The organism is Curtobacterium sp. MCLR17_044 (assembly GCF_003234435.1).
Taxonomy (GTDB): Bacteria; Actinomycetota; Actinomycetes; order Actinomycetales; family Microbacteriaceae; genus Curtobacterium; species Curtobacterium flaccumfaciens.
This window is the reverse complement of sequence record NZ_QKTC01000011.1, coordinates 101,682-116,029: the sequence shown is the minus strand read 5'-3', so window position 1 is coordinate 116,029 and position 14,348 is coordinate 101,682. Positions and strand designations below refer to the sequence as shown.

The 14,348-nt window shown below is 72.2% G+C and carries 15 protein-coding genes and 1 tRNA gene; 9 read left to right on the top strand and 7 right to left on the bottom strand.

Annotated elements, in window-relative coordinates; translation table 11 throughout:
• Positions 1-69: 69 nt before the first annotated feature.
• Together DEJ04_RS09735 and DEJ04_RS09730 are read left to right on the top strand one after the other, a co-directional pair.
• Positions 70-1,107 (top strand): hypothetical protein, encoded by a 1,038-nt coding sequence (locus tag DEJ04_RS09735; protein WP_111046953.1) that lies wholly within the window; start codon positions 70-72, stop codon positions 1,105-1,107.
• On the top strand, positions 1,104-2,678 hold the full coding sequence (locus DEJ04_RS09730) for a CoF synthetase (protein ID WP_258371344.1): 1,575 nt from the start codon (positions 1,104-1,106) through the stop codon (positions 2,676-2,678). The genes DEJ04_RS09735 and DEJ04_RS09730 overlap by 4 nt, the downstream gene beginning before the upstream one ends.
• An 18-nt stretch (positions 2,679-2,696) precedes the next feature.
• Here DEJ04_RS09730 and DEJ04_RS09725 read toward each other — a convergent pair whose 3' ends face one another.
• From DEJ04_RS09725 to DEJ04_RS09705, 5 genes are read right to left on the bottom strand one after another with little or no spacing between them, the layout of a single operon-like run.
• The gene (locus tag DEJ04_RS09725; RefSeq protein ID WP_111046952.1) at positions 2,697-3,248 is read right to left on the bottom strand and encodes a hypothetical protein; all 552 of its coding nucleotides are present in this window, start codon (positions 3,246-3,248) and stop codon (positions 2,697-2,699) included.
• Entirely contained in the window at positions 3,245-4,225 is a 981-nt protein-coding gene (locus DEJ04_RS09720) for an aldo/keto reductase (RefSeq protein WP_111046951.1), read from the bottom strand. The genes DEJ04_RS09725 and DEJ04_RS09720 overlap by 4 nt, the downstream gene beginning before the upstream one ends.
• 50 nt (positions 4,226-4,275) lie before the next feature.
• Complete coding sequence (locus DEJ04_RS09715; RefSeq protein WP_111046950.1) at positions 4,276-4,809, bottom strand: hypothetical protein; 534 nt, start codon at positions 4,807-4,809, stop codon at positions 4,276-4,278.
• A 42-nt stretch (positions 4,810-4,851) separates the two neighbouring features.
• Positions 4,852-5,712 carry a hypothetical protein gene (locus tag DEJ04_RS09710; protein WP_111046949.1) on the bottom strand — a complete coding sequence of 287 codons (861 nt, stop codon included), beginning with the start codon at positions 5,710-5,712 and terminating at the stop codon, positions 4,852-4,854.
• The gene (locus tag DEJ04_RS09705) at positions 5,712-6,356 is read right to left on the bottom strand and encodes a SatD family protein (protein ID WP_111046948.1); all 645 of its coding nucleotides are present in this window, start codon (positions 6,354-6,356) and stop codon (positions 5,712-5,714) included. Before DEJ04_RS09705 ends, DEJ04_RS09710 begins: the two co-directional genes overlap by 1 nt.
• An 85-nt stretch (positions 6,357-6,441) precedes the next feature.
• Here DEJ04_RS09705 and DEJ04_RS09700 point away from each other — a divergent pair.
• The 6 genes from DEJ04_RS09700 to DEJ04_RS18410 all read left to right on the top strand — a co-directional run bounded on the left by DEJ04_RS09700 (position 6,442) and on the right by DEJ04_RS18410 (position 9,422).
• Positions 6,442-6,514: transfer RNA gene (locus tag DEJ04_RS09700), tRNA-Val, on the top strand.
• Positions 6,515-6,772: 258 nt separating this feature from the next.
• Positions 6,773-6,964, top strand: coding sequence for a hypothetical protein (locus DEJ04_RS18610; protein ID WP_220035561.1), 192 nt, complete (start codon positions 6,773-6,775; stop codon positions 6,962-6,964).
• A 194-nt stretch (positions 6,965-7,158) separates the two neighbouring features.
• Positions 7,159-7,401 (top strand): hypothetical protein, encoded by a 243-nt coding sequence (locus DEJ04_RS09690; RefSeq protein ID WP_111046947.1) that lies wholly within the window; start codon positions 7,159-7,161, stop codon positions 7,399-7,401.
• 119 nt (positions 7,402-7,520) lie between these two features.
• Complete coding sequence (locus tag DEJ04_RS09685) at positions 7,521-8,060, top strand: GNAT family N-acetyltransferase (protein ID WP_111046946.1); 540 nt, start codon at positions 7,521-7,523, stop codon at positions 8,058-8,060.
• A gap of 89 nt (positions 8,061-8,149) precedes the next feature.
• Entirely contained in the window at positions 8,150-8,815 is a 666-nt protein-coding gene (locus tag DEJ04_RS09680) for a hypothetical protein (RefSeq protein ID WP_111046945.1), read from the top strand.
• Between the two features lie 67 nt (positions 8,816-8,882).
• A complete protein-coding gene (locus DEJ04_RS18410) occupies positions 8,883-9,422 on the top strand; it encodes a hypothetical protein (protein WP_181437786.1) in 540 nt (179 codons plus the stop codon).
• 143 nt (positions 9,423-9,565) lie between these two features.
• On the opposite strand, the gene DEJ04_RS09670 is transcribed toward DEJ04_RS18410, so the two are convergent.
• Positions 9,566-11,737 carry a phosphocholine-specific phospholipase C gene (locus DEJ04_RS09670; RefSeq protein WP_111046944.1) on the bottom strand — a complete coding sequence of 724 codons (2,172 nt, stop codon included), beginning with the start codon at positions 11,735-11,737 and terminating at the stop codon, positions 9,566-9,568.
• Positions 11,738-11,976: 239 nt separating this feature from the next.
• Between DEJ04_RS09670 and DEJ04_RS09665 the strand changes: the two genes are divergently transcribed.
• Positions 11,977-12,738, top strand: coding sequence for a GntR family transcriptional regulator (locus DEJ04_RS09665; protein WP_111046943.1), 762 nt, complete (start codon positions 11,977-11,979; stop codon positions 12,736-12,738).
• A gap of 84 nt (positions 12,739-12,822) precedes the next feature.
• Here the strand turns inward: DEJ04_RS09665 and DEJ04_RS09660 are convergent, their stop codons facing one another.
• Complete coding sequence (locus tag DEJ04_RS09660) at positions 12,823-14,151, bottom strand: nucleotide disphospho-sugar-binding domain-containing protein (RefSeq protein WP_111046942.1); 1,329 nt, start codon at positions 14,149-14,151, stop codon at positions 12,823-12,825.
• Positions 14,152-14,348: the final 197 nt, after the last annotated feature.

Genomic DNA, 14,348 nt, shown 5'->3' with positions numbered 1-14,348 from the left:
ATTCCCCGAGGGGCATGGGGCGCCGAGGGGGTTCGTATGATCGTCGCCAGGGACCACCGAGGGGGAACGATGGCATCACCGTGGACGGGCATCATCGAGGACGCGCGGCACTACCCGTCGCCGCACAACTCGCAACCGATCGTCGTGCGCGTCGAGGACGACCGCACCGCGACCGTGTTCTATGACCTGCGACGGGGGTTGCCGGCGGAGTCGTTCGGCATCCCGTTCGGGCACGTCTGCGCCGGGGTGTTCCTGGCCGGGCTCGACGTGGTGGCACGGGCGCACGGGTACACCGTGCAGGAACGGCTCGACCACGCCGAGATGGACTTCGGTCGGCTCGACGCTGGCGCGGACGACCACCTGCACCGGCTGGGCACGGTGACGTTGCGTCCGCACGTGGTCACCGCGGACGACCGGGAGGCCCTGGCCGGCTTCCTCGCACGGCGCACCTCACGCAGGCCCTACGACGCAACGCTCGTTGACGCCTCCGCGATCGAGGCCGCGTCCGCCATCGCGTCGGCGGCCGGGCAGCGCTTCCGCACCACCGACGATCGGGCCACGGTCGACGAGATCGTGCGCGTCAACCAGGAGACCCTGTTCGACGACCTGCAGCACGACGCCGTGCACGACGAGATCCTGCACTGGCTGCGGTTCTCGAAGCGACAGGCAGCGGCCACCGGCGACGGGCTGTCCGCCGAGACGATGCTCATGCCCGGCCCGGTGCTCCGGTTCGCCATGGAGCACCGCGGACTCTGGCAGGCCCCGGGCATCGGCGGGGTCTTCCGCAAGGTGTACCTGTCCACCATGCGGGGCGTCCGACAGCTCGCCTGGCTCGAGGGACCGTTCAGCACCCCGGCCGAGTACGTCGAGGCCGGACGGGTCTTCATGCGCATCTGGCTGGAGTTCTCCGCCCGCGGCATCGCCATGCACCCCTTCGGCACCGTGATCACCAACCCGCGGTCTCACGCCGCGTTCGTGGAACGTGCGGGCGTCGACGAGTCCGACGGGCGGATGGCCTGGATGCTGTTCCGCTTCGGACACAGCGACCCACCACCCCTGGCACACCGCCGACCCGCAGCAGCGATGACCGTCGGCGGTGCCCGGTGAAGCGCGCAGCGGTGTTCTCGGTGGTGTGGGTGGTCGAGACCTTCGTCGCACTGTTCATGCCCCGCGTCGGCACCCACAAGCTCCTGCTCACGCCCGGCATCGAGCCGCTCCGCTGGACCCTCGGACGCTGGCGCGCCTGGCGGACCGCGGAACGGGCTGCGAAGCGGGTCCCCGCGTACCGCACGTTCCTGGCGGAGTCCGGACGCGCCTCCAGGCTCGACACCCGTGGTGGGATCGCCGCAGCGATCTCGGCGCTCCCCGAGATGGACAAGGACTCCTACGTCAAGCGCTGGAGCATCCCCGAGCGCTGCATCGACGGACGCCTGCCCCGACGCGGCGTCGTCGTCGACGAGTCCAGCGGATCGAGCGGCACCCCGACCAGCTGGGTGCGCGGCCCCGACGAACGCCAGGCCACCCGACAGCTGCTGCAGCTCGGGTTCTCCCGCACCGCGAAGGACCTGTCGAAGCAGCCCTTCGTGCTCAACGCCTTCTCGCTCGGGGCCTGGGCCACCGGGATGAACGTGACCGCCTCGCTCACCGAGTCGTCCATGATCAAGTCGATCGGTCCGGACCGCGACAAGATCGTGCACACGATGCGCGAGTTCGGCACCGACTTCACCTACATCATCTGCAGCTACCCACCGTTCCTGAAGGCCCTGTTCGAGGATGACCGGCTCGACTGGAGCCAGTACACGATCGTCGCCGCGTTCGGGGGCGAGGGCATCAGCGAGAACATGCGCGCCCACATCGAGCAGTACGCCCAGGCCGTGCTCGGCTCCTACGGGGCGAGCGACCTCGAGATCAACCTCGGCATCGAGACGCCGTTCAGCGTGCAGCTGCGCCGGGCGATCGCCGCCTCACCGGAACTCTCCGCCGCCCTCACCAAGCAGGGCGAGTACGGGGTGCTGCCGATGGTGTTCCAGTTCAACCCGTTCGGTTACCTGATCGAGACGAACGACCTCGGCGAACTCGTCGTCACCATCGCCCGCTCCGAGAACATCAGCCCACGCATCCGCTACAACATCCACGACCGCGGACACGTGGTGCGGATGAAGGAACTCCGCTCCGTGCTGCGGGCGACGGGGCACGCGGCGCTCGCCGCCGAGGCCGAGCTCGACCTGCCGCTGCTGTTCCACTACGGCCGGTCCGACCTGTCCGTCGACTACAACGGCGCCGTCGTCGCACCCGACGTGGTGCGAGACGTCGTGTACGGCGACCCGGAGCTGCTCGAGGCCGTCGAGAACCACCGGCTGATCAGCTACGAGGACGACCGCGGTGACCGGCAGCTGCACATCGCGTTCCAGCTCGCCTCGGGTGCCGGCGGGTTCGACGCGGACGCCGCCCGGGGCGACGTGATCGCCGAGCTGCGGCGGTTGAACAAGGACTTCTCGAACGCGATCCGTACGGCGCCGCCGGGCACGCTGCCGACGGTCGCGTTCTACCCGTACCGGACGGGGCCGTTCCGCGAGGACGGCAAGAAGCTCAAGAACGAGTACGTGTGGCAGCTGCCGGCCGGGTCGGTCGCGCAGTGGGACCTCGACCTGTCGTGGGTCGCGGCGAAGGAGGCCTGAGCCGAGCCGGTTCCGGCGCTAGTCGTACTGCGGGGGCCAGTCGAAGGGGGCCGGCAGGTGCGGGACCTCGCCGACGGTCGTGACGACGAGGACGATCTGGCGCAGGTCCGTCAGCTCGATCGAGCGCGGGTTGCCGATCCGCCGGTGCCCGTCGACCCACACCGTCAGTTCGCCGCGCAGACCACCGACGTGCTCCGGACCGAGCGAGACGCCCCACTCGTCGAAGAACTGCCCGAGCGTGAACGTCTGCTCCGTCGGGGACTCGACGTGCACGATGCCCGACGTGTCGTGCGTGTGGATCTCCGCGGCGAACTTCCGCTCGTCGGAGTGCCCGATGTTCGCCGGGACGGTCACCGGCTCGTCGCCGTCCAGGATCGTCAGGTGCGTGTGCACGTGCTCGGCCAGCCGTTCGCCCCAGACGTTCCGGAGCCCGGCGGATTCGGCGCGGGCCGTCAGGTCGGACGGCCGTGGCCAGGGCGGAGCGTCGCGGGCGGTGACCGCTCCGGGGGCGGCGCACCCGGACAGCAGCAGGAGTGCGGCCACCGCGACCGCGACGCTCCGCAGGTTCACCAGCGGTCGTGGACGCTCGCGCGGAACCACGTGTCGTACAGGTCGTGCACGGTGGCGTCGAGGCCCTCGATCGGCGGCAGGTCGCCGGCCGCGGCGTTCGAGCGCGCCTGCTCCGGGTTGCGCGCGCCCGGGATCGCCGCGGTGACGCCGTCCTGCGCGATGATCCACGCGAGCGCCGCCTGCGGGACCGAGACGGCGTCCGGCAGGGACGCCGCGAAGGTCTGTGCGGCACGCACGCCGTCGTCGTAGTCGACGCCGCTGAAGGTCTCGCCCTGGTCGAAGGCCTCGCCGTGGCGGTTGTAGTTGCGGTGGTCGCCCTCGGCGAACGACGTGTCGGTCGTGTACTTGCCCGAGAGCAGCCCCGAGGCCAACGGGACGCGCGCCAGGATGCCGACCCCTGCCTCCAGTGCGGCCGGCAGCACGCGGTCGAGCGGCTTGAGACGGAACGCGTTGAGGATGATCTGGACGCTCGCGACGCCGGGCCGGGCGATCGCGGTGAGGGCCTGGTCGGCGGTCTCGACGCTGACGCCGTAGGCGGCGATCGAGCCGTCGGCGACCAGCGCGTCGAGGGCGTCGTAGACGGCGTCGTCCTCGTAGACCGGGGTCGGCGGGCAGTGCAGCTGCACGAGGTCGAGGGTGTCCTGCCCGAGGTTCTTCCGCGAGCGGTCCACCCACTCGCGGAAGTTCGCGGCGACGTAGTTCTCGGGGACCTGGTCGGCGCGACGGCCCATCTTCGTGGTGATCGTCAGCGGCACGTCGGGGTTCGCGGCACGCCACGCGCCGATGAGCTGCTCGCTCCGGCCGTCGCCGTAGACGTCGGCGGTGTCGAACAGGGTGACGCCCGACTCGACGGAGGCGTCCATGACGGCGTTGGCGTCGGCTTCGGAGACGGGCCCCCAGTCACCGCCGAACTGCCAGGTGCCGAGACCGATGGGGGAGACGGAGCGGCCGGTGCGGCCGAGGGTGCGACTCTGCATGGGTCCGAGCGTAGTCAGACGTGCGCGGGCGGGGTTCAGCCGGGCGGGGTTCAGCCGATCGTCGAGACGCCGCGGCGCAGGAGCGCTCGCGCCGCCCGCGCGCGGGGGATGACCCAGACGGCTGCCCACAGGGCCATCGCGCTCCAGAGCAGGATGAGCATCGTCGTGATGAGCGTGCCGTGCTGGTCGCGCATCGACCAGGTCATCGCGATCCACAGCACGCCGAGGACGACCTTGCCCCAGCCGGCGCCCTCGCGGTCGGCCTGCGCCTGGACGAGCGGGATCCACTGGTCCGCCGGCACACCCGCGGGCACCTGCCCGTCGGCGATCCACTCGCGGACGACGATCGACCGTTCGTAGCCGCCCTCGGCACGCCAGGCGCGGCGCTGCAGGAGGACGGCGATCGCGGCACCCGCCACGGCGGTCGGGATGCCGGCCGAGACCAGGACGGTGGTGGTCGCCTCGGTCCACGAGGACAGGACCAGCATGACCAGGACGACGGCGAAGGCCGCGCCCGTCACACCGGCGCCGAGCAGGCGGAGCCGCCCGGCTTCGTCGAGGACACCGACTCCGACACCGTTCACGGGGGAGAGCGTACCTGCGGTGATCGGGGCCGGGGGCGTTCGTCAGCCCAGTGCCAGCAACCAGCACATGCCTGCGGCGGCGAAGGCCATCGCCCAGCTCACCAGGCTGCCGATCAGGAAGTACTCGGCCTGGTACCCGGTCGTCTCGCGGCGGATCTCGGGGAACCGGACGATCCCCTTCGCGGCGATCAGCGCCGCCACGACGGGGAAGGCGCCGGCCAACGAGAACCCGGCGAGCAGCAGGCGCTCGATCGGGCCGATCATGCGGCCGCCCTTGAGGGTGACCGCGCGGTCTCCGGGTTGGTCGTCGTCTTCGTCCGACGCCCTGCCGGTGCGTCGTCGGCCGAAGCGTTTCGGTCGGCCGGCTGCTGCCGCCGCCGTTGTGCGCTGGGCATCCGGGGAGAGTTCTGCTGGCAGCGCCTGGGCGACGACCACGTTGGCCGAGTCGACCAGGAACAGTGCGGACCCGATGCCGGCGACGAGCGCCGCGAGCGGCACGGCTCCGACGAACGACGGGCTGGCGTCACGCTGCCAGTCGACCACGAAGCCGGACGCGTCGGCAGCCGGTGCCCAGAGCAGCAGCACGGCGACGGCGACCGCGAGCAGGACGGCCGGCCAGGACCCCGAGCGACGGAGCCAGGGGAGTGCTCGATCGCGACCGCCGGGCGCGCCACCGGAGCGCACCGGGATCGTCGTCGCGACCCACAGGGCCGCGAGGACGACCGCGACCAGCACCGACCAGACGGCGAGGCCGAGGCCGAGCACCGCCACAGTCGCCACGGCGGCCCAGAGCAGGACGATCACCGTGGTGGTCAGCACGCGCCGAGGTGCCGCGTCGGTCCCGGTCCGTGCGCGGACGACGTCGGCGAGCCCGACGAGGGTCAGGAGGACTCCGGCGAGCATCAGCGGCCCCCGTCCCCGAGGACTCGCAGGCCCTCGACCAGGGCGGCGACGCCCGACTTCTGCACGGACTGGGACACCGCCGACGGGGTGATGCCCTCGTCCGCGGCGATCTGCGCCTGCGTCCGGCCCTGCACCAGACCGAGTGCGATCCGGCGGGCGCGGGGTGCGAGTCGCGAGACGACGTGGTCGCGGCTGAGGAAGTAGGCGTTCACGAGTCGCTCCGTCGTTCCGTGGCGGTCGTCGGCGTCGTGGTACCAGGACCGCAGGAACGCGGTCCGGCCGTCCTCGCGCCGGTGGGTCTCGTTGATGGCGTCCCGCGCCGACCACCAGCCCGGACCGTCCTGCAGCGGGCCCGCGCCGCCGGTGCCGATCGTCCGGACCTGCCCGCGGCCGATGCCGAGGCGGATCTGCACGGTCGGGGGGAGTGCGAGGGTCGCGGCCGTGGTGGCCAGGAGTGCGTCGGTGAGCGTGGCGTAGATGACCTGGAACTCGTCGCCGACCGTGGCGCGGAGGGGGTCGAGTGCGGTGACGTCCGCGGTACTGTCGAACGCGCGCTCGACGTCCTGCTGGGCTGCGGAGCGGTCCTCGAGCGTGCGGGAGTCCACCAGGTCGACGATCACGGCGATCACGGGCTCGGGCTGCATGGGTTAAGCGTAGAGCTTCATATCGTCGAAAGTAAGCCTGGGGCTAAACTTCATCGACTGCCGTGACGCTCTAGGATCGTCGTGAGGGCCTTTAGCTCAGCTGGTAGAGCGCCACGTTTACACCGTGGATGTCGTCGGTTCGATCCCGGCAGGGCCCACCGAGAAGACTCGGATTCAGTGCGTGGCCGGTCCTCCACCGGGACCGGCCAACGACCCGTCAGTCGCCGAGGGGCCACAGCCATTCGGCTTCGAGGTGGCCTTCGACGAGGTCCGCGAGCTTGCCGAAGTAGTTGCGCCTACGACGTCTCGCCCACGGCGGCTGTCTACTGCGGCACGAAGGTCGCAGCACGGGCGATCACCGAGGGGCTTCACCAGGAGTCACCGCGCGGGATCCGTGTCACCACCGTGTCACCACCGTGTCACCAGGAGTCACGGAGTCCGAGCTCGCCGAAACGATCACCGACGCCTCCGCCGCCGCCGCGATGGTCGTCTACCGTGCCGAGTCGATCTCCGCCGACGCGATCGCCCGCGCCGTCTCCTACGCGGTGGCCGAGCGACCCGACGTCGACGTGAACGAGATCGTCGTGCGGCCTGCGGCCCAGCGTTGAGTTGCTCCGCAGTGTCGCAGCGAGCCGCCGGGCGAGGCGTGGCGGGTGGCCGTCACCCCGGAGGGGCTACGACGCAGGTCACGAGTGCAACAGCGCTCAGGGCGATCGCCCACCGGCGTGAGGCTGTTCGACGCGTCATTGGATCACGGTGGCGGTCCTCGGCGATCACCCTGGCGTCCGGTAGCGTCAGCGCCATGACGGAGATGCAGCGACGCAGTCTGCTGGAACGGCTGACCGGCAAGCCCCTGCCGTGGCTCGCCTGGGTGTGGGCGGTCATCGCGCTGGTCTGGCTCGTCCTGGCCGTCGTCGAACCGTCCCGGTTCCACATGCAGATGGCGGTCCTCTGGATCATCCTCGCCGCCGTGCAGATCGGCTCGGTGTCCTACGCCCGTGCGCAGGCGCGGAAGCGTGCTCGGAACGCAGGCGACAACTCGTAGCCGGCCCGACGCAGGCGCCCAGAGCACGCCCGCGCCCGGAGCACGCCCACGCCCGCCCAGTGCATGAGCGTGCGCAGAGCTCGGCGAGATGCCTGTGTGCTGCGTGAGAGCATGCGGTCGTGACAGACGAACCCCTGCTCGAGATCCGGTCGGCGTCCGAGACGGACGCGGCGTCCGTCGCTGCGGTCGTCGTCCGTGCGTACGCTAACGAACAGGGTTGGGTCAGCGACGCCGAGCTGGTGACCGGGGAGCGGACGACCCCGGACCAGGTGCGTGCGATGATCCGTGCCCCGCGGTCGGTGGTGCTCGTCGCGGTCCACGACGCCACCATCGTCGCGACCTGTCACCTGCGGGCCTCCGACCGGGCGACCGCGCACCTGGGGATGCTCGCTGTGGACCCGGCGTGGCAGTCCCGAGGCATCTCCCGGCGGCTCCAGACCGCGGCGATCGCGTACGCCGAGGAAGTCTTGGCGTGCGAGTCCGTCGAGCTCGAGGTGCTCAGCGTGCACGAGGGACTGCGACGCGTGTACGAGCGAAGCGGGTTCATCGCGACGGGGGAGACCCGACCGTTCCCGGCACACGTCGCTCGCGTCGCGGGGCTGCACTTCGTCGTGCTCAGGAGATCGCTCGGCGCGTCTGGACAGACCCCGGACGTGTGACCCGGGCGGCGCGCCGCCGCCGGGACCCGTAGGCTCCAGGCGGACCCACCGGTGCACGGGGCGCACGGCGGGATCCGAGGGGGAACCACATGTCCATCACATCCAGGATCACCACCGCGGGGACGGCGACCGTGATCGTCGTGCTCGCGCTCTCCGGCTGCGCCGGGACCGGCACCACGGCACCGGGGACGGAGCGGGCGGCAACGCAGTCGTCGACACCGACGCAAGCGCCGACCCAGGCACCGACGGAGACGCCGACCGCGCCGGCCACCGTCGACTCGGCAACGAAGGACCTCACGTTCGAGGACGGCGACGCGCTCTCGGCGAGCACGCTGCCCGCCTTCGGGCTCCAGGTCTCGGCACTCGACGGCTGGGAGCAGACCGGCGAGGACCCGACCACCGGGTCGCGGGAGTACACGAACGCCGACGGCTCCGTGGCGACGATCACGCAGCAGCGGCTCACCGACCTCGACCCGACGATCGGGGACCGTGCCGCCACCGAGCAGCTGTTCACGGCTGCGGGGCTCCCGGCCGACCGGCTCGAGGAGCAGCTGCTGCCGACGATCACCGGCGGCACCGCGCAGTTCCTGTCGATCGCCGGGCACAACACGGACGGGTCCTGGTCGGCGACGGTCGCACGCGCCTTCGCGAAGCCCGGAGCGGCGCTCATCGTGAAGGTCCGGACGACCTCGCAGGATGCGCTCCGTCCCGACCTGCACGACATCCTGGTCAACGCGCAGGTGGTCGTCGCCTAGCGAGTCGAGCTGGTGCGTCGGGGGCGCCGCGACGGGCGCCCCCGACGGGTCCCTATGCTGAGTCCTCGTGCGTCGCTCCGTCCGTCTCCTGACCGTCATCGTGATCGTCGCCCTGTTCGCCGTCGGGGTCCTTGCGGCAGTGGTGTTCATCCAGCGTGTGCTGGCGGATCCGGCAAGCGACGTCGCGTGGGTCGGCACCGTCCGGGCGATGGGGTTCATCGTCATCGGGGTCATGCTGACACTGCTCGGACGGCGAGGGCTGCCCGCGGCCGTCGACGCGATCAACTTGCTCGCCGACGCCGGTCCGGTGCGGCCGCTCACGGTCGTGGTGTGGGTCGTCCTCGGCGCCACCATCTACTCGATCCTGCGCGGCTGGACGGTGATCGTCCCCGTCGCGGCCGTCATCGGTGCGATCGTGGTGGCGTTGCCGTTCGTCGAACGCTTCCTGGACGCGGCGCTGGCCCGACAGGCTGCGCGAGCCGACGCCGACGCCGACGCCGACGCCGACGCCGACGCCGACGCCGACGCTGACGCCGACGCCGCCGACGCCGACGCCGCGACGCCGGTCACACCGGTGGCACCCGCCGGGACCGCCGCCGACGCGTGAGACGGCAAGCGAGACGGCACGCGGGACGGACGTGTGACGGTCACGAGACGGGACGGGAGGCCCGGTGCCAGCTGGCACCGGGCCTCCCGTCTGTCGTGGACGCGGCCTGACCGCCCCTGCCGACCCACGCGGGTCGGCCCGCCTCAGCGCTCCGCGCGCCCGGCGAAGCGGTACCGGAACCCGGGCACACCGTCGGCGGTGACGACCACGTCGTAGTACCCCCACTCGTCGAGCGGCCAGTGCATCGTCTTGTGCCCGGAGCCGCGGACGTGTGCGGTCTCGCGGTGCTCCACGAAGTCGTTGGCCACCAGCACGAAGCGGAGCACGCCCCTGCCGGTGTTCTCGAGCAGGAGCTGCAGGGTGCGCCGACCGCGGGTGTCCCGGACGACTGAGACGTGCGGGACGCCGCCGGTCGCCGGACCACCGACGGCGACGGTGCCGGCGAAGCGCCGGAGGAACCGGTCGGGTCCGTAGACGCTCACGTCGTAGGCGCCGGCGGTCGTCGTGGTGTCCCATGCCCAGTCGGCGGTGGCGCCCACCGGGACGGTCTTCGGGTGGGCGGCGAACGGCATCGCGGTGTTCGGGTACACCAGGAAGTTGACCCCCTGGCGACCGTCGTTCGCGAGCGTCACGGTGACCCGACCGGTCCGGTGGTCGACGGTCGCGTCCGCGTGCTGTCGGTAGGGCAGGCTCCGGCGGCGGACGGTGCCGGGCTCCTGGACGGGCACGGTCTGCGCGCCGATCGCGGGTTCCTCGATGGGCGGCTTCGCCTGGTCGGCGTCGGCGGCCGCGACCAGCGCGCGGGTCTGCTCGATGCCGGGGACGACGTCGGCGCCGGGGATGCTCGCGTCGGGGGCGCTGAAGTCGAAGCAGCTCGTCAGGTCCCCGGAGACGGTCCGCCGCCAGTCGGAGATGTTCGGCTCGCGGACGCCCGTGACGTGCTCGAGGAACTGGATCACGGACGTGTGGTCCGCCACCTGCGAGTTGACCCACCCGCCACGGCTCCACGGGGACACCACGGTCATCGGCACGCGGGCGCCCATGCCGATCGGCAGACCGTCGACGTACTCGTCGGGGGTGCCGGGTTCGGCGAACGGGGGGACGACGTGGTCGAAGTACCCGTCGTTCTCGTCGTAGTTGACGAGCAGGACGGTCGAGGCCCAGGTGTCCGGATTGCTGAAGAGGGCCTGCACGACGGCGTTCGTGTAGTGGGCGCCGTAGTCCGGGCTGGCCGCCGGGTGCTCGCTCCAGCCGTAGGGGGCGACGACGTACGACACGGTCGGCAGGCTGTTGGTCGCGCAGTCCTGCCCGAACTGGCTGAGCAGGTGGGTGACGTCGAGGCCCTTGCCGGAGTTCGGCTTCCACCCGTCGTGCAGCCCGGCACGTGCGGCGAGGTCCTGCTGGGCGGGGTCGGAGGACGCGAGCGCGCGGTGGTACTGCTCGAACAGCCAGAGCGGGTTGTCGCCGTAGTCGCCGACGTACGGGTCGGCGGAGCTGTCGCCGACCTCGTCGTTGGCGTAGGTCTTCCAGGTGACGCCGGCCGCCTGCAGTCGTTCGGCGTAGGTGGTCCAGGCGAACACCGGTTCGTAGTCCGCCGGGTTGTCGGTCGCCGGTCCGCCCTGGGCGCCGCGGGGGTCGATGGTGCCGGACCACTGGTACAGGCGGTTCGGCGTCGTCGGACCGTTGAGCGAGCAGTGGTAGTCGTCGCAGACCGTGAAGGCCCCGGCGAGTGCGCGCTGGTAGGGGATGTCCTCGCTGGTGAAGTAGCCCATCGTCTGGGCGCTCTTCGCGTCGACCCACCGGTTCCAGGCACCGCCGTTCCAGGCGGTGTGCCCACCGCCCCAGGAGTGGTCGAGGCCGTCGGCGTTCTGCGCGTTGAACCGGGTGGTGTCGAGCCGGAACGGCAGCATCGCGCCACCGTCGGTGCGGGCCGCCGCCGGCTGGTGGAAGACGTCGTGTCCGGTCGGCAGCTCGAGCGCCTGCTTGTCCGAGAACCCGCGGACCCCGGGCATCGTGCCGTAGTAGTGGTCGAACGACCGGTTCTCCTGCATGAGCACGACGACGTGCTTCACGTCGGCGATCGTGCCGGTGGGGACGGCACGAGCGGTCGCGGCGCTGGCGCGGTCGGCCGCGCCCGGTCCGAACGCCGACCCTGCGGCGACGCCGGCCATGATCGCTGCTGCGCCGCCGACCAGGACCGTCCGGCGGCTCAGGCCGGGGCGGACCGCTGCGGTGTACGCCGCGTCCGGGGTCAGCGGTGGTGCGGCGTCCAGGCTGACGTCGGGTGCGCCGTGTTCGGGCTTCCTCGTGCTCATCGCGGGCCTTCCAGGTCGTGGGAGTGCGGGCGCTGCGGGGGAGGAGCGCCCGTCAGCATGACAACGAGGTGCGCTGAACCGTGCCTTGCCCGGCCGTGGCGGCGGGGTGAACGCGTCCGGTGGAGTCGGGATCGACCTGTCCAGGTGCGCCGCGCATCAGGGCTGTGGTTCCGCGGTCGCTGCTCCGTGGACTCCGAAGCACCTGGACAGCTCGTGCCGCGGCGGGGGAGGATCACCGGGTGCGACCACTGTTCCGGGACATCGCCGAGGACCTTGCCGACCGGGTGCTCCGCGGTGAGTTCGACGCCACGGGTGTCCTGCCGGCCGAGCACGACCTGGCGGCCGACTACGCCGTCGCGCGCGGCACCGTGCGGAACGCGCTCGAGCTGCTCCGCGACCGGCAGGTCCTGACGGCACGTGCCGGTTCCCGCTGGCGCGTGCGCACCACGACGCTCGGCCACGACGCGGGCGCGCTCGAGTCCTTCGGTCAGCTGGCCAGGGCCCGGGGGCACGAGCCCGGCGGGCGGGTCGTGGCGGTCGAGGAACGGCCGGCCACCGTGCGCGAGCGGCGCCTGTTCCGCGCCGCGCACGACGAGCCCGTCCTGCACGTCGTGCGGGTGCGCTCCCTCGACGGTGTCGACGTCATGCTCGAGCGCACCGCCTACGCGCCGTGGGTCGCCGCCGTCATCCGGACGATCCCGGGCGGGCAGACGTCGGTGTCGGCGACCCTGGAGGACCGGTTCGGCATCCGGGTCGGTGCCGCCGTCACCACCGTGGACGCGCTGCTGGCCGACGACGCCGACGCCGCGCTCCTCGGGGTCCGGCCCGGCGCGGCCCTCCTGCAGGTACGTCGGTCCAGCACCGCCGAGGACGGCCGCCCGCTCGAGGCGGGCGACGACCGGTACGTCGCCGGGACGGTGCCGCTCCGGATCCGGACGGCGTCCGCAACGGCAACGGCACCGGCACCGCGGACCGGCACCGGGCACGACGACGCGGGATGAGACGGACGGGAGGCCCGGTGTCGGCTGGCACCGTGCCTCCCGTCCGTCTCCACTCGACCGCGCAGCGTGGGTCGGCAGGCGGGATCAGCGTCGCTGTGAGCCGTCCGCGGCGGCGGCCGCCGCCAACCCTGCTTCGATGACGTCGACGGGGTCCGGCAGGGCCGCGATCGACGCCGCGACCTGACGGCTGCGGGCGCGGTGGGTCGGCGTCGCCAGGACCTCGCGGACCGCCCGACGGATCGCCGCCGGTCGTGGCGTCCCGGAACGCAGGTTCCGCCCGCAGCCGGCCCACGCGACCCGGGTGGCGACCTCCGGCTTGTCCTCGGTGGAACCGGCGACCACGAGCGGCACGCCGTGTGCGAGGGCACGCTGCACGCCGCCGAACCCGCCGTTCGTGACGACGACGCTGCACCGCGGCAGCAGCTGGTCGTAGGGCAGGAAGGTCGCCACCCGGGCGTTGGCGGGCAGTGCCGTGCCGAGCGCGCGGTCGACCTGGTCGACGGGGCGGCCACCGGTGGTCGCGACGACGAGGACGTCCTCGTCCGCCAGCGCGCGGAGCGTCGGCGCGATGAGCCGGCCGAGGTCGACGGTGTCGATCGTGCCCTGGGTCACGACCACCACCGGAGTGTCGGTGTCCAGGTCGCCCCACCACGCGGGCAGGTCGGCCGCGGGCGTCGGTGCCGCGCGGGCCACGACCGGACCGACGAACCGGACCGAGTCGGGGAGCTCGCGCCGGGGGTACTCGAGCTCCGCGACGCTCAGCTGGAACAGGGTGTCGAACGCGCGGTACGCGAAGTCGAAGGTGTCGATCGTCGACGGCGGTGCCCCCACCTCGGCGAGCACGGCGTCCACCGCTCGACGCAGCGGCCGGGTGAGCACGGGGTGGATCGCGGCGGTGAGCAGTCGGTTGCGCGCGCGAGCCACCGGCCCGCGTCCCGGGGAGAGCGCAGTGCCGAAGGGTGCCGCGTCGACGCTGGTGAGCGTCACCGGGGTGGTCGCGATCCCGAGCACGGGCAGACGCTCCGCGGACGGCAGGGCCAGGTACGGCGCGAGCCCGGTGAACGACGCCTCGCCGAGCACCGCGTCGAAGCGCCCCGCTGCCAGCAGCGCCGTCAGCGCGCGGTACTGGGACGGGATCGCGCGGACGAACATGGCGATGATGCCCTCGCGGACGACGGCGATCCCGCGTGCCGCACTGGCGTCGGCGAGCCGCTCCTGCAGATCGGCGTCGTCGAAGTCGACGTCGGCGGGCAGCGCCACGAACCGGAGCCCGCTGCCGACGACGAGCTCGCGGTACTTGGACCCCGTCAGCACGGTGATCTCGTGCCCGCGTTCGGCGAGGTCGCGGCCCACGTCGACGAGGGGCGCGAGGTGGCCGTAGACGGGCGGGGCGCAGAGCAGGTACGAGGACACGGGGGCCGCTTCCGTCGGGGGATGGCCGGACGTTCGGAGCGTAGGCGCGGCGAGCAGGCGCGTGGCGCGGCACGGACTGGGAGTGGGTGAGAGTCCTCGAGCACACGACGGCACACACGTCGGCGCCTGGCTGACGTACTGCGTCCGCAGTAGCCGGGGCGCTCCCGCTGCAGTACCGCTCGCGCTCCGGATCGGCG

Excerpts from the sequence above, each read along its gene's own strand:
- DEJ04_RS09670 (WP_111046944.1), bottom strand. The coding sequence starts at position 11,737 with ATGAGCACGAGGAAGCCCGAACACGGCGCACCCGACGTCAGCCTGGAC.
- DEJ04_RS09735 (WP_111046953.1), top strand. The coding sequence starts at position 70 with ATGGCATCACCGTGGACGGGCATCATCGAGGACGCGCGGCACTACCCG.
- DEJ04_RS09690 (WP_111046947.1), top strand. The coding sequence starts at position 7,159 with ATGACGGAGATGCAGCGACGCAGTCTGCTGGAACGGCTGACCGGCAAG.
- DEJ04_RS09710 (WP_111046949.1), bottom strand. The coding sequence starts at position 5,712 with ATGCTCGCCGGAGTCCTCCTGACCCTCGTCGGGCTCGCCGACGTCGTC.
- DEJ04_RS09720 (WP_111046951.1), bottom strand. The coding sequence starts at position 4,225 with ATGCAGAGTCGCACCCTCGGCCGCACCGGCCGCTCCGTCTCCCCCATC.
- DEJ04_RS09705 (WP_111046948.1), bottom strand. The coding sequence starts at position 6,356 with ATGCAGCCCGAGCCCGTGATCGCCGTGATCGTCGACCTGGTGGACTCC.
- DEJ04_RS09680 (WP_111046945.1), top strand. The coding sequence starts at position 8,150 with ATGTCCATCACATCCAGGATCACCACCGCGGGGACGGCGACCGTGATC.